This window comes from Pseudidiomarina homiensis (assembly GCF_003987225.1).
Taxonomy (GTDB): Bacteria; Pseudomonadota; Gammaproteobacteria; order Enterobacterales; family Alteromonadaceae; genus Pseudidiomarina; species Pseudidiomarina homiensis.
On the sequence record NZ_PIPX01000003.1, the window covers coordinates 17,562 to 36,362 of the forward strand.

Below are 18,801 nucleotides of genomic sequence, written 5' to 3' on the forward strand. Positions count from 1 at the left end.
CCCGTTGCCCAGATAGCTCAGTCGGTAGAGCAGAGGATTGAAAATCCTCGTGTCGGTGGTTCGATTCCGCCTCTGGGCACCATTATTCCGAAAGCCTCGCACTCACGTGCGGGGCTTTTTTCGTTTCAGATGACCCGTTTTAGCGGCGCTGCATGCCGAGAGCTTCGCGCATGCTGTTGGCGAATGAGAGCCAGCGTTCGCGCATGTTGCGTTTCACTGATACATCGACCGACCCAAGTACCGACCAACCGGTGACGGTGATCGTTTGCGTAGCATTGGAGTCTCTTGCGGGTGAATGGTCATCGCTGGAGCCCAAAATATGGCTAGCGCGCGATACCACGGCGACGTTCTCGGGAACGAGGATATCCACGGAGCCAAGTACGCTGTTGAGTTCTAGCTCGACGTTGGGTTGTGTGAAATGAGCTTCACTAAAGTCCAGCTTAACCGAACCTAGTACATCAACGACTTTCAAGCGGGCTGGCATCACCCAGGGGCCTTTGCGGGTGTTGCTGCTTAAAATACTTACCAACTTTTCATCCTGCGCCGCGGCGGCCGAACCTGCACCAAATGTCGCCTGCTTCTGTTGTTCATAGTCAGCATCAGCGGCCATAGGCAGGTCGGCAACTAAGTCGACCAACTCTTGGTGTACGGCTGTTGCCATCGCCGCATCTAAGCGTCGCTCAAAGGCTTCTTTCGAAATCACTTCGTGACTGTAATTCACGATAAGTTTATCGATGGTTTCTTCACGGACTTGTTCTATCGGCCGATCTTCTAATTTTACGGGCATTGATGTTTTCTCTATTCAGTCATATCGGTAGGGGGTTGATGATCATAACTAATAGCACGAGTAAGCTCCCATTGACCATCATTTAAGCGCCATAGGTGCATGTATTTACCAGTATCATCGAGTTCGTAGTCGCCTTCTTTGTTTTTCACGTAGTAACGGTTTTCACCGTACACCAACGCGCCATAATAATGCATCGGATACACTTCATGGCTGCCAGCGACGAGCTCGCGCTTAATGGGTTTTTCGGTGCAAAAATACTCATCGAATAAGCCTATCCAGTAGGCTTCAGAGTCATGAGAGGCACCAACAAGGTCGTGAAAAAACTCATGATCATCAGGAAAGACTTTCTTCAATAGTTCTGCATCGCAGCCCCCAAACGCAGCTTCGAACATTGCGTTATCCACGGCTAATACTTGTTGCTCAAGCTCAGCTTGCGACAAGTCAGCAATCGGGTCAACGCGTTCGGTTTCTTGTGCCTGGGCGGCAAACATCAAGGTAGGCAAAATAAGTAAGAATTTAACGACGTTCATTGTCAATGTCTCCTTGTTGTAAAAGCTGCGGCGAGCTCCTTAACTCGCCGCTTTGCAGTAGTTTAGTTCAGTTATTCGGTTTTGCCAGCGTAGCTTAAGTCTTCTAAATGAATGTACATATAAGTCCACCATTCATTGATTGACTTCATAAAGTCGCCTTGTAGCTGGTCTTTTTTCTCGGCGCCTAGCTTCGCTTCAACCCGTTTCCAGATGCCCGGATCGTCTGCGTCTAATTCGGCGGCATCGGCAAATCCTTCAACAACAAAGTAATCTGCGACACCACGCCCACCCATACTGTAGTACCAGTGCGAGTCAGGGCCGCCATCATCTTTTACGGCTGCTTCGATAGCCTCTACAGTACTTTCAAAAAGCTCATAGTCGGCTACTTTGAAGTTATAGACAGCGACGTATTTGTCTGAACCACCGGGCTCACCACTCCATTTCGGCATAAAGCCGGCCATATGAAAGGCGGTGCTTTCCATGTGTGGCGTGATTTGTTCGTCGACTATTTTTTCGCATTTTTTAGCCGCTTCATCTTCACTAAAGAAAGCCTGCCAATCTTTGTAAGCGCTGGTGAGTACCGCAACGTGCCCATTACCTTGCAAGCGACGCCACAGATTGTATGACTTTTCGCCGCCGGCCTTGTTATAGCATTCGAGCCAGGCCTTAGCGCCTTCGCCAAAGGGTTTGATATGCCCCGTTTTCAACGTAAATTCGCTCATCGATAGGTAGTAACCGTTGTCCTCATGGTCATCGGCTTGAGCAAGTGTTGGTGTAAGTAGAACTGCCATGGCAGTTAAATAAAAAGGTAGTTTCCGCATCGGGTTTCCTCCTGAACGACCTTTACTGGTTCTCCTTCCGCTACGGCAAGGGCTTCCTGCCCTAAGAGCAACAAGCGTAGTTCAAAAAATGAACAACGCTAGGCATCTATTGCAACTGAAAGATACGCGTGCGATCAGTTTGTAAAGCAATGTTAAGAAACTGCAATGCAGTCGGAATAGGTTGCATGAACAAAAACTTCAAACTAAACCTATAACTTAGGCATGTTATCTACGGAGAACGACGATAACGAATGACTCAGACAAAAAGTGCATTTTCATGTTAGATAATTGTGGTAACCTCAAAGGACGTATCTCTATCGGGTTTCTAATTTCGTGAAAGCACATGCATCAAACAATGACATGAACCAAACCCTGATCAGCGTCTTTGCTGGGATTGGGTTTGGTGCTATTGCTGCTCTCGTTAATTATTTTCTCGCCTTCGAGCTTTATGGCTCGGTGACCATCTTACTGGGCCAAGTTTTTGTATTCTTGGCCTTGTTCACGCGCGGACTCCCGAGTGCTTTAGTTAGCACAGCTATCGCATCCATTGCGGTCTACCTGTACACCGATAATATGTTTTTCTTCGTCACCTTGGCGGCAGAAATCATCGTCGTGTGGTTCTTGTTCCGCCGCCGTATTCCTATTTTATTGGCCGACCTGATCTACTGGCTTATTTTCGGGATGCCATTGAGTTACTGGTACTTACCTACCGTTATTGATGTCCCAACCACGTTTTTGGTCCTGGTTCTCGCCAAGCTGTTATTAAACGGCCTACTTTACACCGCACTCGCCATCTTGCTGTACCAGCTGATTCCGAAAACTTGGCGCAGCGTAACCATGAAGCCTGTCGCTGACTCGCTGCGTGGACGGGTGTTTTACCTCAGTTTTTTATGCATCATCGTTAGCTCCTTGAGCTTCTCGTTGCTCTACACCGTGCGCTCGGCGCAGCAGGTTGAACAACAGATCGTCAGTGATATCGGCAGTAAAGCGAATAGCCTCAGGCAAGTTACAGAAGATTTCGTTAATGATTACAAAGTTGCGGTACGTAACTTACGCGACAGTATGCAAGCGGTTACCCGTTATGACGAGCACCTAGCGCTGATGCGCCTGACGCAAGAGAACTTTCCTGGCTTTGTGTCGATGCTACTTGCCGATGCGAACGGCACTATTTTGCATGGCGTACCCGCCCGCCATTTTCAGGTGTTGATTGATAACCCATCGGCGCCACCCGATATCAATGACCGCAGCTATTTTAGCGAGCCGAAAGCCACCGGCTTAGGCTATGTTTCTAGTGCGTTTCGTGGCCGTGGCTTTGGTACTCAGCCGATTATTGCGATCAGTGAACCGCTAATTGTTGATGGGACTTTTCGCGGCATCGTTGAAGGCTCGTTAGATGTTCCTGAGCTGGTGCGCTTAGTCCGCCGCACCGACATCGACCCCGGCTATCAGTCCGTGGTGGTGACCGACGACCAAGATCAAGTGTTGTTTGCCAGTGACGAGTTGCACTTACGCACCCTTGGTCACTACGAACCCAATGCATTAACGAATCTTTATACGCAAAATCTGCCACTGACGCGCATTAACGAACGTGACCTTCTATTCACCCAGCGCGTAAATAGCTACGGTTGGAATATTTACGTGTTCTCCAGTCCGGATTTGATCACGCAGCTATTCCTGAACAACCTGATCATTTTGTCGATTTTCCTAACGCTGATTGCGGTGTTATTCGCTTTCGTTACCCATCGTTTTGCGCAGGATCTTAATCGCCCACTCGAACAGCTGGCAGAGCAATTACGTGACAATACCGATAGTCCGCTGTCGGTTTCGAGTGAGGGCATGACGCGTGAAGTTCGCACCATTGCCGAGAACCTGACCGCAGCACGTAAGCTTATGGTGAACTTTAATCGGCAACTGCAGCAGCAGGTGAACGAGAAGACAAAAGATCTTGAGCAACTGAACATGCGTCTGCAAAAGCTCGCCCGTGAAGATGGGCTGACCGAGCTCCTGAATCGTAGAACCTTTGATGATCTTGCCGAACAGCGCTACCACGAAGCCATGGCGACGCGTGAACCAATCGCGCTGATTTTGATGGATATCGATCACTTCAAACGTATCAACGATACCATGGGGCATCCTGCGGGTGATGAATGCATTCGCTGTGTGGGCCAACTGCTGAAAGAGCATTTCGAGCGCCGCGGCTGTTTGTGCGCACGTTACGGTGGTGAAGAGTTCGCGGTCTTTGTTAGCGCCGTGGACGATGTCCGCAAACTCGTCGAAAATTTTCAAGATGCGTTAGCGACCTACTGTCAGGTGAATGGCCAAGTGGTACCGATGACGATCAGCATGGGCATCGCCGAAGTACGCCATAGTTTTGGTGGTGGGAGCTTCCGGCGCTTGGTTGCCGAGGCAGATAAATTGCTGTATCAAAGCAAAGACACGGGTCGTAACCGAATTTCCATAGAAACCATTTAATAGGTTAGGTTTTTCATGCAAAAGCAACGTATTGTCATCACTGGCGGTGCCAGTGGTTTGGGCTTCGCTTTGGCACAACTCGCGGCGAAAGCGGGTTGGCAGGTCGCTATTTTAGACCGTGATACTAAACGCGGCGAAGCGGTAATCGGTAGCTTGCAGCGTTGGCAACCCGATACGCTGTTTTTTACCTGTGACGTAACACGTATGAGCGACCTCGAAAATGTCGCCAAAGAACTTGATGAACGTTGGCAGGGTATCGACATCTTGGTCAACAATGCTGGCGTAGCGCAAGTAGGAAAACTCGCCGACACCAGTATTAGCGATTGGCAATGGATCATCGATATCAATCTGCTCGGCGTGGTGCGAGGTTGTAAGGCGTTTCTGCCGTTACTGCAACGCAACGGCGGCCACATTGTGAACGTTGCCTCGATGGCTGGCCTACTCGATGTGCCTAATATGGCTTCCTACAATGCCACAAAAGCGGCGGTGGTGAGCTTGTCCGAGACCCTCGAAAACGAACTTGCAGAACATAATATCCACGTGACTGCGGTCTGCCCTTCGTTCTTTAAAACCAATCTCGGGCAAGGGATGCGGTCATCGATCGAGGGAATGGAAGCCAAACTCGATAAGCTCATGAGTAAAAGCAAACTCAATGCCACCGACATCGCGAAGGAAATTATGCGTGCAATCGAGCGTCAACATAGCTATACAATTCCTCATAAGCAAGGTCGCTACGCATGGTATTTGAAGCGTTTTTTGCCCCGTTCGTGGTATCGCCGAATACTGCATAAATCGATTAAAAAACACGATAAATCATAGTATTAGATCGAGATTGGCGGTACCTGTTCAGAGGTACCTCCAAAGACCTTTAACAAAATCGTAATACGCCCGCTGCTTTTCGTGGTTTCTGTGGTAGTATGCGCGCGCAAACCTCCTCTAGAACCTTTGTGTGCAAGGATTTCGACACATGTGGAAGCTACTCTTTATCGCGCTCGCAGCATTACTCATGAGCCCTGCAGCTTTAGCCGCTGCTGGCCCACTCGATTTAACCACTTCAACCGTTGGCATTGTCGCCATTATCATTTTCACCGCGGCCTACATTTTGGTCATGGGGGAAGAACGCTTACACATGCGTAAGTCGAAACCCGTCTTGGTTGCTGCGGGTTTGATTTGGATTATGATCGGTTGGGTCTATGTCGACCAAGGCTTCCCTGGTGTCGCCGAAGATGCGTTCCGCCATAACCTGCTCGAGTTTGCTGAGCTGATGCTGTTTTTGTTGGTGGCAATGACTTACATCAATGCCCTCGAAGAACGCCGCTTATTTGACGCGCTGCGCTCATGGATGGTGAAAAAAGGCTTCACTTATCGCCAACTCTTCTGGCTCTCCGGTTTTCTCGCGTTTTTCATTTCACCGATTGCCGACAACCTTACCACTGCCCTATTGATGTGTGCCGTGGTCATGAAAGTCGCTGATGGCGACAAGAAGTTCATCGGTATGTCGTGTGTGAGTATTGTCGTAGCGGCCAACGCCGGTGGCGCCTTTAGCCCATTCGGTGACATCACCACCCTGATGGTATGGCAAGCAGGTATTGTTAAATTCCACGAGTTCTTTGTGTTGTTTATCCCGTCGCTGCTGAACTACCTGTTGCCAGCATTGATCATGAACTTTTTCATCGAGAACAAAAAACCACAAGCCGTGTATGAAGAAGTCGAACTGAAACGCGGCGCATTGCGCATCACCGGCTTGTTCCTACTGACCATTGCTACCGCTGTAGCGTGCCACATGTTCCTGCACCTACCACCGGTGTTGGGCATGATGATGGGTCTTGGTTACTTGCAGTTCTTTGGCTACTTCTTGCGCATGACCTTACCAGGTTCACTCGCGCGCAAGCGTGCCATGGCCGAACGTGCTGGCGATATGGAGCGCCTGAAGCGCCTCGGTGGCGTGGTGCCTTTTGATGTGTTCAGCCGTGTCCAACGGGCGGAGTGGGATACCCTCTTGTTCTTCTACGGCATCGTCATGTGCGTTGGTGGTTTAGGCTTCTTGGGCTACCTGCACTTACTATCCGACACCCTGTACAACGAATGGTCACCCACCTATGCCAACGTCGCACTGGGCTTAATGTCGGCAGTGATTGATAACATTCCAGTGATGTTCGCCGTGCTCTCCATGCAACCTGATATGTCACACGGCCAATGGCTTTTGATCACCCTTACTGCCGGTACCGGTGGTAGCTTGCTCTCCATTGGCTCTGCCGCCGGTGTCGCACTGATGGGCCAGGCCCGCGGCTACTACACTTTTGCGAGCCACCTAAAGTGGGCGCCAGCCATTGCTGTGGGCTTTTTCGTCAGTATCGTGGTCCACATCTGGCTCAACGACCACTTGTTCCACATCTTCAATTAAACGCCATGTAAACCTTTCTGCTGTTCATCTCGTCCTAAGAAAAAAATAACTCTTAGAAAGGGATGAACAGCCTTGATCAAACTTGCCGATACGAGCGGCCAAGACGTTGTGCGGGATACCCGTAAAAAGCGTCCTTGGAAGCTTATCATTAGTCTTTCGATAGTCCTTCTCATCTGTATTGCGGTGTTTCCTGCGCTCAGCAAATGGAGCCAGACGGAACATGCTGTGCCGCTTGATCGGATTCGCATCGCAGCGGTTACTCGCGCGGATCTTACCCGTGATGTGTCGATTGAAGGCCGCGTGATTGCCGCGGTGGCACCCACCTTGTACAGTCCTGCCGAAGGTACCGTCACTTACTATGTTGATGCCGGTGACACGGTTGCCAAAGGGCAGCTCTTGGCCACCATCGAAAGTCCGGAGTTAGAGAGTCGACTCGCGCAAGAACAAGCATCACTCGACGCTGCTACGGTCGATCTTGAACGCCAGCGTATTGAAACCCGCAGTGCCAAACTGCAGTCGCAGCGCGATATTGATATGGCGCGCGTGACCTTTACCGCGGCTGAACGCGAAAAGCGCCGAGCCGACGAGGCATGGAAAGCGAAAGCGATTAGCGAAATCGATTTCGAGAAAGCGCAAGATGATCTCGAAAATGCCAAACTCGTTTACGAACACGCCGTGGCCAGTGCTCAACTCGCAGCCGATGCACAAGTGTTTGAGCTGCAAACAAGTGAGTTACAAGTCGCTCGCCAGCAAGCGCTCGTTGATGACTTACAACGCCAAGTGGCGAGCCTTGCAATTCATTCGCCAGTTGAAGGGCTCGTGGGTAACCGTGAAGTCGACCAGAAGAATCAGGTTGCGCGTAATCAAGCGGTTCTCGGGGTTGTCGATCTTACTGCATTCGAAGTCGAAATTGCGATCCCAGAAAGTTATGCCGATGACCTCGCCATAGGTATGGCCGCAGAAATTAACTACTCAGGAACCATTTACCCAGCACAGTTGGTCGCGATTTCGCCCGAAATTCGCGACAACCAAGTCATCGGTAATGTGCGTTTTGTCGATACCATGCCCGATGCATTGCGCCAAAACCAACGCCTGACGACTCGCATCATCCTGGCGCAAAAAGCCGACGTTCTGCAAGTCAGTCGCGGCCAGTTTCTGGAGAGCGGTGGCGGCAGAATCGCTTATGTCGTCCAAGATGACATGGCCTATCGCACGACGATCAGTACCGGTGCATCAAGTATGAATGCCGTTGAAATTACTGCCGGCCTGAATCCAGGTGACCGCATCATTATTTCCAGTATCGAACCTTTTGGCGATGCCCAGACCGTTCGCCTGACCAACTAAAATGAGAAAATCTACTATGTTGAAAATGACTTCTGTTCGTAAAACTTTTCGCACCGATACTATCGAAACTCACGCACTGCGGGATTTTGATCTACAGGTCGAGGAAGGCGACTTTGTTGCTGTCACTGGTCCATCAGGTTCAGGTAAAACGACTTTTCTGAATGTCGCCGGTTTATTAGAAACCTTTGACGATGGTGATTACCAACTTGACGGTAAGAGTGTGCAAGGCATGAACGACCGCCAGCTCGCGCAACTTCGCAACGAAAAAATTGGCTTTATCTTTCAGAGCTTTAACTTATTGCCCGACCTCAATCTATTCGACAACGTCGACGTGCCTTTGCGCTACCGCGGATTCAATAGCGCTGAGCGTAAGCAACGCATCGAGCAGGCGCTGGAAACCGTCGGGCTCGCGAATCGTATGGGCCATTACCCAGCGCAACTTTCAGGTGGTCAACAGCAGCGTGTGGCGATTGCACGTGCATTAGCGGGTTCGCCACGTTTTTTACTTGCCGACGAACCGACCGGTAACCTTGATTCAAACATGGCCAGCGGCGTGCTCGACCTGTTAAGCGAGATCAACGCACAAGGCACAACCATTATTATGGTGACGCACGATCCGAGTCTTGCCCAGCGTGCGCAGCGCAATATCTTTGTGCGCGATGGGCAAGTCACTGAGGTTCAGACCGGCACCAATATCCAAGAACTGTTGCAACAAACTGCGCAAGTTTAGTGAGGTCGTCATGATTGCATATTACGGCCGCTTGGCCCTGCTCAGTTTAAAGAAGAACGTGTTACTCACCGGGCTGATGATTGCTGCGATTGGCCTAGGTATTGGCGCGGCAATGACGACCATTACCGTCAACTATTTGATGTCAGCCGACCCAATTCCAAGCAAAAGTGATCGGTTGTTTGCCGTGCAGGTTGATAACTGGTCGCCCAATGAAGCTTATGACGAACCCAATTTACCACCTGACCAAGTGACTTGGCTTGAGGCGACCCAACTTACCGAGGCAAAAATGGCCTATCGGCAGGCGGGCATGGGTACTTCTTACGGTGTGATCGAGCCGAAAGGGAAGGATCAAAAGCCTTACTTGGCTTCAGTTCGTATCACCTATGCCGACTTTTTCCCCATGTTCGAGCCGCCGTTTCTCTATGGCTCTGGCTGGAGTACACAAGCAGATGAAGCACGCGAGCTCGTGATTGTGCTGAGTAAAGAGGCCAATAACGAAATTTTTGGCGGCGCCAATTCGGTGGGCGAGACGGTGACGTTCAGTGGTAATGTCTTTCGGGTGGTCGGTGTGCTCGACGAATGGGAACCGAAGCCGAAGTTCTTCGACCTCGCAACGGGCGCATTTAATGACATGGAAGATGTCTACATGCCCTACACCTTAAAACAAGCACTGGAGCTCGATACAAGCGGTAATAACAATTGCTGGAAGCCGATTGCGGAAGAAACCTTTCAAGCTTTCTTGAATTCCGAATGCGTCAACTCGCAATTCTGGGTTGAATTTGAAGACCCTGACGATAAGCACGCTTATTTAGACTTCTTGCACAATTACGTAGCCGAACAAAAGCAGCTGGGCCGCTTTCCCCGCGAGCAAAATAACCGTCTACACAACGTAATGGAGTGGCTGGAATACCAAGAGGTGGTCGCCGATGATGCACAAATGATGATGTACATGGCGTTAATGTTCCTGATTGTTTGCTTGCTCAATACCATTGCCTTGTTGTTAGCCAAGTTCACTGGCCGCTTTGGCGAAATCGCTTTACGCCGCGCCGTGGGTGCCAGCCGCCGTACCTTGATGCTGCAATATTCGGTCGAGGCCGCCATTGTGGGTGTGCTCGGCGGTTTAGTTGGCTTAATCCTCGCTTGGCTTGGTTTGCAAGGCATCAGCGCGCTTTATGGTGACTCCACCGAGGGCCTCACCTCTCTCGATGGCACAATGATTGCCGTTGGCTTTGCTCTAGCAATCGTCAGCTCGATTCTCGCCGCACTTTATCCAACTTGGCGCGCCTGCAGTATTGCCCCCGCGGGTCAGCTTAAAACGCAATAAAACGCCTACAAAGGAAACGCATCATGAATCAAATTGGCCCTATTTTTAGAGCGTTACTGCGTAACAAAGTTGGCGCATTATTGCTCGCATTGCAAATAGCATTAACCATGACGATCATCGTTAATGCTATTCATATGATTGAAAACCGTAGCAGTATGATGGCGCGCGAATCCGGCATGGATGAAGCGAACCAATTCCATTTAATGTACGTTGGCTACAAAGACAGCTTCAACGAGCGCGTTGCCGTGGAAACCGACTTGCTCGAGATCCGCAAGCTCAACGGTGTGGTTGATGCTACGCAAATCAATTCTACACCGTTGAGCGGTGGTGGTTGGTCGATGGGACTTACAACGACGCCAAACAGCCAAGACGGAACTCCTGTTTCGCTCTACTTCGTTGACGACCATGGCCTCAACACATTGGGTGTCGAATTGGTTGCGGGTGAGAACTTTAGTCAAACTGAAGTCACCTATCGCCTGTCGAATGACAAGCAATGGCCACAAAATATTTTATTAACCGAGGCGGCGGCTAAGAATCTATTCCCGGATCTCACACCTGCAGAAATGATTGGGCAAACCGTGTTTATTCGCGACGACGAACCGATGACCATTAAAGGTATTATTGACCATCTGCAGGCACCTTGGGTGCAGTGGAGTAACGTTAATAATGTCATGTTGGTACCGCAACGTGGTTTGTGGAATGCCAACCGTTATTTAGTTCGCACCGCGCCAGGCGAACGCGATCGGCTCATGCGTGAGGTCGAAGAGTTACTGTTAGCGAAACGCGATGGTCGGCTGATCCGTAATGTGACCGCTATGGATGAACAGCGCGATGACGCTTACCAAGACTTCTTTGCCTTACAGACGGTGCTTTGGGTCATTGTGACTGTGCTAACGCTAGTTACTGCTTTAGGTATCGTCGGTATGGTGAGTTTCACGGTCAATCAGCGCCGCAAGCAAATCGGCACACGTCGTGCTCTTGGCGCGACCAAGGGCGACATCATGCGCCAATTTATGCTTGAGAACCTGTTGATTACTGGCAGTGGCCTTATTATTGGTGTGGCCTCTAGTATTGCGCTGAATATTTGGCTGGTTGACACGTTTAGCCTGCCACGTATTGGTTGGCATTACCTACCCATTGCCATGGTGGTGTTAGTCATCGTCGGGCAGCTTGCCGTGCTTGGTCCGGCGCGCAAAGCGGCGAATTTATCTCCTGCTCTGGCGACGCGGACCACCTAAACTGGGGTTAACCTTCCGCTGCGGTTTCCGCCACGAGTTGGCGGAACCAACGGTGACCAGCGTCATGCTGTAACAACGGACTCCAAATCATGGTCAGGTCCAAGTCTGGAATCGCAAACGGCGGCTCACGCATCGTGAGTTCGTCGTCATCTTTGTAGAGACTTGCTGCGCGCGTTGGCAACGTCGCGATCAAGCCCTGCCGCGCCAAGTGCATCGCCACATGGTAGTTACGGGTAAACACGCGAATATCACGCTTGTGCCCTAAATCGGCAAGCGCTTCGTCTACCCAGCCAAGCTTTTGCACATCTTGTGGGTCCATACCGACCCCGACACCAAAACCGGTTTTGCTCACCCACACGTGTTCGGCTTTCAGGTAATTCTCGAGTGAATAGTCTTGTAGCAACGGATGGTCATTGCGCATCAGGCAGGAAAAATCGTCCTCCCACAAGGCCTTTTGGTGAAACGATTGCGGCAGTTTTTCGAAGCGGTTAATCGCAACATCGACTTTGCCATTTTCAACGTCATGAAAACTGATATCGCTCGGCGTCATGATGTCTAAGGTCACTGACGGTGCTTGCTCTTGGATGGCTGGCAATAACCGTGGTAGCAACGTCGACGCAGCGTAATCCGACGCCATAATGCGAAACACACGGTCGGTTGTAGCGGGATCAAACTCCCGCGCGGGCTGCACCATTTCTTCAACAGAATAAAGAATCTGGCGAACCGGCTCTTGCATGCGCAAAGCGGTTTCGGTGGGGATCATACCTTCACTGGTACGCACCAAAATCGGATCATTAAGTAGGCTACGAAGACGCTTCAGACCATTACTCATGGCCGGTTGCGTGATGTTCAGTTGCGCTGCGGCTTTGGTGACGTTGCGCTCACGCAAAAGCACGTCTAAATAAACCAGTAAATTGAGGTCAATATCTTTGATGTTATTCATAAAAAAAATAAATCCCGCTATACGAATATAGCGGGATTATAACGAGCTTCTGCGAAATAAACAGCCGTAATCGCTACAACGATCGTCTATTCCCAGAAGAATTTCGCGCGCGGTGCAGCCGCTGGCACCAATTGGTTCATGGTTGTCGCATCATACAAACGACCATTGACCATGGTGTGGGTTACCCGATCGGTCACACGAATATCGTCCAACGGATTACCGTCAATGACGATAATATCCGCGAGCTTACCTTCTTCGAGTGAACCAATAGCGTGGTCCATGCCGAATTCCATCGCTGGGTTGATGGTCGCGGTCGCTAACGCTTCCAGTGGCGTCATACCACCTTGCGCCATCATCCAGATTTCCCAGTGCTGCGCTAAACCTTCACGTTGTCCGTGAGCACCAGCAACCACTTTCACGCCAGCGTCAGTTAAACGTTTCGCGACTTCAGCATTGTTAATGTGGTTGTAATGATGGTGTGGCGCTTTTTCACGACGCATCGACTTGCCGACCAGCACATCTTGCGGGACAAACTTGGATAGCTTCGGATGCTTCCACACGTCAGTTTCGGCGTACCAATAGTTCTCACCCCAGATACCGCCATAAGCAACACCTAAAGTTGGCGTGTAGTACACGTCGGTTTGCTGCCAGAACTGCTCGATGTCGTTGTAGATTTCGGCGACTGGAATCGAGTGCTCAATGGTGGTGTGCCCGTCAGCAACCATCGATAAGTTGTGCTGCAGCAATGAACCGCCTTCTGGCACCACCATCATTTCAAGCTCACGCCCCGCTTCAATCACCTGCTGACGCTGGTTACGACGCGGCTGGTTATAGCTCTTCACCGAGAACGCACCGACTTTTTTCAGACGCTCAAGATGGAACTTGGCATCGTCAAGGCTATCAATATGTGAGGTGTAACCCGGACCATTGGCACCGTACAAAATCGTACCGGTCGAGAAGGTACGAGGTGCGGCAATCAAGCCCGCTTTCTGCATCTCACTCGCGGTGAAGATTTCGGTAGTGTCGTTCGATGGATCGTGAATCGACGTCACGCCGAACGCTAAGTTGGCGTAGCTTTGCCAGTTTTGCTCAGGAATGATCTCGTACTCGCCGGCAGGACCATGCGCGTGACCGTCGAACAAGCCAGGCATTACTGATTTGCCGGTAGTGTCGATCACCGTAGCGCCGCTCGGCACGTTGACTTCATCCTTTGCGCCTACAGCGACAATCTTATTGCCACGGACCACAACGGTACCTTCGGCAATCACCGTATCGCCGTTCATGGTGATCACTTGGCCGCCGACAAAGGCAACGGTTTCGTCATGGATACCGTGCTCAGCTGTGAAACTAATGTCGGTACCATTGGCGACTTTTTCAAAACTGTCGTCGCCCTTATCAATCGCAAACAAACCAGCGACTGACGCATGGTAAAGCTCGGGACCAAGCGACCAGTAAAGGTTCTTGCCATCGGCGGTCCACGAAATGTTCTCACCAGCACGAACTGATAGTTGCTCAACCGGGAACTGCTTGTCGGTTGGGCTAATCGCGATCGGTGCACCACGCTCAACGAGTGGCGTCACGAACACTTTAAAGCGTTCAGCAAAGGCGAGATGCTGACCATCAGGCGAGACACGATACTCCGTCGCATGCTCAGAGGTGTAAAGCGTACGCTGCTGTTTGGTTTCTAAATCCACCGCAAGTAGCTTCTGCGCGCCGCTTGAGTCCATCAAATAGACACGGTCATTACGCTGGCCAAATTGCGGCTGGAAGCCGTTTTCGCTAATTAAACGTGGCTCAGCATCCGCTTCTAACGCCAAGTGGTAGATACCAGGGTTCACGCCATAAGTATCAGGGGTGATGTAACCACCACGCACTTTACGATAAACCACTGACGTACCGTCTGGGCTAAATACTGGCTCAATGAATTTGCCTTTGCCCGTCGGTAACACTTGCTCTTTGCCGCTGCGCACGTCACGCACGATGACTTGACCTTGTTCTTGGTCATCCCACGTCACGTAGACCAGCTTGCTACCGTCGCGCGAGTAGCTTGGGTAAAGTTCCCATGCGCCGTCGCGGTCGGTCAGGCGTTCCACAGCATCGTTATCAAGCTCACGCTGATACAGATGCCCTAACGCTTCATAGACGACTTGTTCGCCATCAGGTGACACTTGCACGTTGCGCAGCATCTTCACCTTGAAGTCATCAGCTTCAATGTTTTGTTTGAAGTGCAATGCGGTTTGGACTTTCTTGGTGGTTTCCACGCTAAACGGAATCACCCGCGCTTGGCGACTGTCGACGTCAAGACGCATGATTTTACCATCGGCCCAGAACACCAGAGCTTCGCCGTCAGGCGTCCAATCCATGGTCGGATAAACGCCGTGAATCGCCCAGGTTTCTTGCATGTCACGGTCGAGCTGGGTGTACAAACGCTGCTCTTCGCCAGTTTCGAGGTTGTACAGATACAACACACTGTTGAAGTCTTCGCGCTTAATGTACGCCAAGTGCTTGCCGTCAGGTGATGGCGTTGGGCGAATGGCACCGCCCGCACCACCACGAATCACGTCGATGTCGCCGGTTTCGCGGTCGAAGCGCTTGATGGTGTAAATACCCTCGAGCGAATCTTTGCTGTAGTGGAAGGTTTTGCCCGGCGTGTCGTCTTGCGAGAAGTAGATGTAACGACCATCTGGTGAGAACGCAGGTTCACCCAAATCTTTCTGGTCATTCGGACGTTCGGTCAATTGCACACCTGAACCACCATTGACGTGGTACATCCACACTTCACCGGCACCTAATGAGCGGCGTGCGGTAAAGTGCTTACGCGCCACGATAAATTGGCTGTCTGGGCTCCAAGCTGGGCTATTCAACAAACGAAACGTTTCGTCGGTTACTGCACGCTGGTTGCCGCCATCGGCATCCATCACCCAAATGTTGTCGCCGCCGCTTTGGTCTGAGGTAAAAGCAATGTGCTTGCCATCTGGCGAATACACCGGCTGCATTTGCCAAGCGATACCGCCAGCTAACAGTTCAGCCTCACCGCCTTTAGCTGGCATACGATAGATGTCACCGAGCATGTCAAAAACGATGTACTTACCATCGGGGCTCATGTCGACGTTCATCCAAGTGCCTTCGTTGACCTTGATTTGTACGTCTTTAAATTCGCCTTGTGGCGCTTGTACGTCCCACTTCGCTTCTTCGTCTTGCTGCATTGCCGTAGCAGGCGCGCCTACAGAAAGTGCGACGCTGACCGCAAGGGCCAGCGTTGATAATTTAGTCATGTGTCTAACCTTCCTATTATTCGTACTTAGCCGCTTCGCCTTTCGCTGGCAAAGTCGCGTTGATGAAGTCACGCAAGTCATCGTTAGCTAGTTTCAAGTCTTCCGCGCGCAAATACATCATGTGACCGCTGCGATAGCCTTTAAAATCGATGCGATCTTCCATACGTGCGCTTGGGTCAAGATGCCAACCCGTGTACTTCGCGTCGAAATAGTTGGTGGCGCCATCGTAGTAACCCGACTGAATCAGCACGTTCAAGTATGGGTTTTGCGCCATCGCCTGACGTAGGTTCTCGCCAGTATTGTTGTTGGTGCGATCCCATGGGTGCACAGGGCCAAACATGTTGTATTTCACGTCGGTTTTGTAACCGAGCTCTTCGCGCAGGTAGTAGTTAATGGCTGGCGTGAACGAGTGCAACCATGAAGTCAGCTCCGCGTTGTAGTCTGGGCTATCGCCTACGTCATCACGGTCGATACCAAGGTAACGTGAGTCTAAACGACCTACCGTTTGGCCACGGTCACGCAGCAATTCTTTCCAGAAGAAGCGTGGATTAATGTCTAAGTTGGCACGCAATACGGTTTGTTTGCTTAAGCCAGAGAAACGCGCCACTTCAGCGGCAACGGCGTCACGCTCGGCGGCAGGCAACATGGCGCCTTTAGCAAGCGCAGGCAAATAGGTGTTCAGGGTGTACGCTTCGACTTCTTCAAGCACTTCGAGCAAGTCTTTGTTTTGCAGGTCTTCACTCAACGCATCATGATACCAAGCGGTAGCAGCGAAGTACGGTAGGCGATTCGCCGCTTCTACTGGACCTTCACGATTGATGCCGATCTCGGTTGGTGACACCAACACCACACCATTCAAATACATCCACTGGCGGTTTTGTAGCTCTAATGCCAAGCCTGATACACGCGTGGTACCGTAGCTTTCACCAATCAGGTACTTCGGCGAGCGCCAGCGCTCGTGACGCGTCACAAAGGTGTTCACCCAATCAGCCAAATAGCTCACGTCGACATTCACGCCAAAGAACATTTTCTGTTGCTTATCGCGCGAAGGCATTTCGCCCTTCTCGTTCGGTAACACGCGTGAATAGCCGGTATTCACTGGGTTCACGAACACGATATCAGCAACATCAAGCACTGAATGCGGATTGTCTTTCACGCCATAAGGCATGATTGGAAAGCCTTCATCGTCAACGCGCAACGATTTTGGGCCAGTGTAGGCAATGTGCATCCATACCGAGGCAGAGCCGGGACCACCGTTGAATGAAATCAACAATGGACGTTCTTCACGGTTTTTAACGTCTTGGCGCTCATAGTAAGTGAAGAACAATGTTGCGGTAGCATCACCGTTGTCATCAAACACCGGCTGGGTGCCGGTGGTTGCGGTGTACTCGAAACGCTCACCGTTGATGTTGGCTCGATGCTCAGTAACCACCACATCGTCAGCAGCAATTTTTGCGCTTGGCATGGCACTTGGGCTGCTGTCGCTTTGCTCGGCGTAGGCGAACGGGCTCAGCATTAAAGTTGCCGCAACACAGGTCGCCGCAACCGCTTGTGAAACTAATTTCATGGATTCAACCTCATTCTTGTTGGAATCATCCCATTAAAAGAGATGCGTAGGGAAACCTCAAGCACAGTGAGGTCAACGCCCCTAAATTGCAGATAACCCGCACGAAGTTAGGGGCGAGGTTACATTAGGGCTCAGGTGAGAGCCTAAGTGAACAGACGCCAGTAGACGAACAGTAGCGCGAAGCCGAGCAGATAAGTCAGCCCAATCCACGCCCATGCATGCATCGCCGTCGGCATCTGTTGTTTGCGCACGAGCATGTAGTTCAACCAAGCAAAGAACGGCGTGGTCAGAAACGCCAGTGTCATCGCAAAACTCAACATTGGTCCAAGCGCCGCCTGAAAGTAAAGAATCACTAACATGCCTGCCACCGACTGGCCTAGCACCCAGTAACGTAAGCTGGTGCGGCGTTTGGTGATCAAGCGATGGCTCTCGCGCAAGGTTCGCGCATAGCCATCTAACACCGCCAAGGTGGTGCCAAACATGCACAAAAACGCGATGGCGCCGACCAAATACTCTGACCAAGCACCAATAGTGGCGCTGTACATGGCAACAAACTGCTCGGCAAACTTGGTACCGGCCATGGCAATCGGCTGCGGCGCACCGAACTGCACCAAGGCACCTAACGCGAGGAAAACTAAGGCCAGAAAAGCCGTGCTCCAATAGCCCAAGTTAAAGTCGAATAAGCCATCTTTGAGCGTCACCGCGGTGAGCTTTTGTTTGCTGCGCAGCCATAACGAATTGATCGCCGAAAGCTCGATGGGCACCGGCATCCAGCCCATCATCGCCACCAAGAACGCCAGCGCTGACAGCTCCCACGGCGATGGTGCGACAAAATCTGTCGCAGGAGGTACATGGTTTTGCCAAGCGATAACCACCGCGACGATAGTTGCCAACGACAATGTCACCATGATCCATTTAGCAATAGCATCAAGGCTGCGGTATTGGCCGCCAAGCAAAATCAGTAAGCAGGCGAGTAGAATTAGCCAACACAGCAGCGCTAAGCTCAGTTGCGGCAAAAACAGTTGCAACAGGCTGGCCGTGAGCAGCAGCACACCCGCCGTATTCACCACCGCAGCGATGATATTGAGCAGCGTGAAGGCCCACAAATACAGCTTATGCTTGCGATAGTAACCACTTACTAGACTTTCGTTGCGAGTGAGCGTGTAGGTCACGCCAAAACGAAAGAACGGATATTTTAAAACGTTGACGAGGAGGATTAACCACCACAGTTGCCAACCAAACAAAGCACCTGCTTGCGTGGATGCGACAAGGTGTGAGGCGCCGACAGCCGCGGCAGCGAGAATAATGCCAGGCCCTAAACTTTTGAGCCGGGCAGCAGTTGAGGATGTCGTCATAATGACCTTTC

General features: G+C 51.2%; 14 protein-coding genes and 1 tRNA gene. 8 read left to right on the forward strand and 7 right to left on the reverse strand.

Annotated elements, in window-relative coordinates; genetic code table 11:
• Nucleotides 1–6 precede the first annotated feature (6 nt).
• Nucleotides 7–82, forward strand: a tRNA-Phe gene (locus tag CWI70_RS11060).
• A 57-nt stretch (nucleotides 83–139) separates the two neighbouring features.
• On the opposite strand, the gene CWI70_RS11065 is transcribed toward CWI70_RS11060, so the two are convergent.
• The 3 genes from CWI70_RS11065 to CWI70_RS11075 all read right to left on the reverse strand — a co-directional run bounded on the left by CWI70_RS11065 (nucleotide 140) and on the right by CWI70_RS11075 (nucleotide 2,138).
• On the reverse strand, nucleotides 140–787 hold the full coding sequence (locus CWI70_RS11065) for a LiaF domain-containing protein (protein ID WP_126773753.1): 648 nt from the start codon (nucleotides 785–787) through the stop codon (nucleotides 140–142).
• Between the two features lie 11 nt (nucleotides 788–798).
• Nucleotides 799–1,317, reverse strand: coding sequence for a DUF4440 domain-containing protein (locus tag CWI70_RS11070; protein WP_126773755.1), 519 nt, complete (start codon nucleotides 1,315–1,317; stop codon nucleotides 799–801).
• Nucleotides 1,318–1,388: 71 nt separating this feature from the next.
• Entirely contained in the window at nucleotides 1,389–2,138 is a 750-nt protein-coding gene (locus CWI70_RS11075; protein WP_126773757.1) for a hypothetical protein, read from the reverse strand.
• 333 nt (nucleotides 2,139–2,471) lie between these two features.
• On the opposite strand from CWI70_RS11075, the gene CWI70_RS11080 reads away from it, so the two are divergent.
• The 7 genes from CWI70_RS11080 to CWI70_RS11110 all read left to right on the forward strand — a co-directional run bounded on the left by CWI70_RS11080 (nucleotide 2,472) and on the right by CWI70_RS11110 (nucleotide 11,650).
• Nucleotides 2,472–4,610 carry a sensor domain-containing diguanylate cyclase gene (locus CWI70_RS11080; protein ID WP_126773759.1) on the forward strand — a complete coding sequence of 713 codons (2,139 nt, stop codon included), beginning with the start codon at nucleotides 2,472–2,474 and terminating at the stop codon, nucleotides 4,608–4,610.
• A gap of 15 nt (nucleotides 4,611–4,625) precedes the next feature.
• On the forward strand, nucleotides 4,626–5,429 hold the full coding sequence (locus tag CWI70_RS11085; protein ID WP_126773761.1) for an SDR family oxidoreductase: 804 nt from the start codon (nucleotides 4,626–4,628) through the stop codon (nucleotides 5,427–5,429).
• A 148-nt stretch (nucleotides 5,430–5,577) separates the two neighbouring features.
• Complete coding sequence (nhaD, locus tag CWI70_RS11090; protein ID WP_126773763.1) at nucleotides 5,578–7,014, forward strand: sodium:proton antiporter NhaD; 1,437 nt, start codon at nucleotides 5,578–5,580, stop codon at nucleotides 7,012–7,014.
• A 75-nt stretch (nucleotides 7,015–7,089) separates the two neighbouring features.
• A complete protein-coding gene (locus tag CWI70_RS11095) occupies nucleotides 7,090–8,358 on the forward strand; it encodes an efflux RND transporter periplasmic adaptor subunit (protein WP_126774051.1) in 1,269 nt (422 codons plus the stop codon).
• Nucleotides 8,359–8,374: 16 nt separating this feature from the next.
• Entirely contained in the window at nucleotides 8,375–9,088 is a 714-nt protein-coding gene (locus CWI70_RS11100) for an ABC transporter ATP-binding protein (protein WP_126773765.1), read from the forward strand.
• 10 nt (nucleotides 9,089–9,098) lie between these two features.
• Nucleotides 9,099–10,412, forward strand: a complete 1,314-nt coding sequence (locus CWI70_RS11105) for an ABC transporter permease (RefSeq protein WP_126773767.1) — start codon at nucleotides 9,099–9,101, stop codon at nucleotides 10,410–10,412.
• A 23-nt stretch (nucleotides 10,413–10,435) separates the two neighbouring features.
• The gene (locus CWI70_RS11110; protein ID WP_126773769.1) at nucleotides 10,436–11,650 is read left to right on the forward strand and encodes an ABC transporter permease; all 1,215 of its coding nucleotides are present in this window, start codon (nucleotides 10,436–10,438) and stop codon (nucleotides 11,648–11,650) included.
• Between the two features lie 7 nt (nucleotides 11,651–11,657).
• On the opposite strand, the gene CWI70_RS11115 is transcribed toward CWI70_RS11110, so the two are convergent.
• The 4 genes from CWI70_RS11115 to CWI70_RS11130 form a co-directional block, all read right to left on the reverse strand.
• Nucleotides 11,658–12,593, reverse strand: coding sequence for a LysR family transcriptional regulator (locus CWI70_RS11115; protein WP_126773770.1), 936 nt, complete (start codon nucleotides 12,591–12,593; stop codon nucleotides 11,658–11,660).
• Nucleotides 12,594–12,679: 86 nt separating this feature from the next.
• The gene (locus CWI70_RS11120) at nucleotides 12,680–15,868 is read right to left on the reverse strand and encodes an amidohydrolase family protein (protein WP_126773771.1); all 3,189 of its coding nucleotides are present in this window, start codon (nucleotides 15,866–15,868) and stop codon (nucleotides 12,680–12,682) included.
• A 16-nt stretch (nucleotides 15,869–15,884) separates the two neighbouring features.
• Nucleotides 15,885–17,435 carry a S10 family peptidase gene (locus CWI70_RS11125; RefSeq protein WP_126773772.1) on the reverse strand — a complete coding sequence of 517 codons (1,551 nt, stop codon included), beginning with the start codon at nucleotides 17,433–17,435 and terminating at the stop codon, nucleotides 15,885–15,887.
• Nucleotides 17,436–17,578: 143 nt separating this feature from the next.
• Nucleotides 17,579–18,790, reverse strand: a complete 1,212-nt coding sequence (locus CWI70_RS11130; RefSeq protein ID WP_126773773.1) for an NRAMP family divalent metal transporter — start codon at nucleotides 18,788–18,790, stop codon at nucleotides 17,579–17,581.
• Between the last annotated feature and the right edge of the window lie 11 nt (nucleotides 18,791–18,801).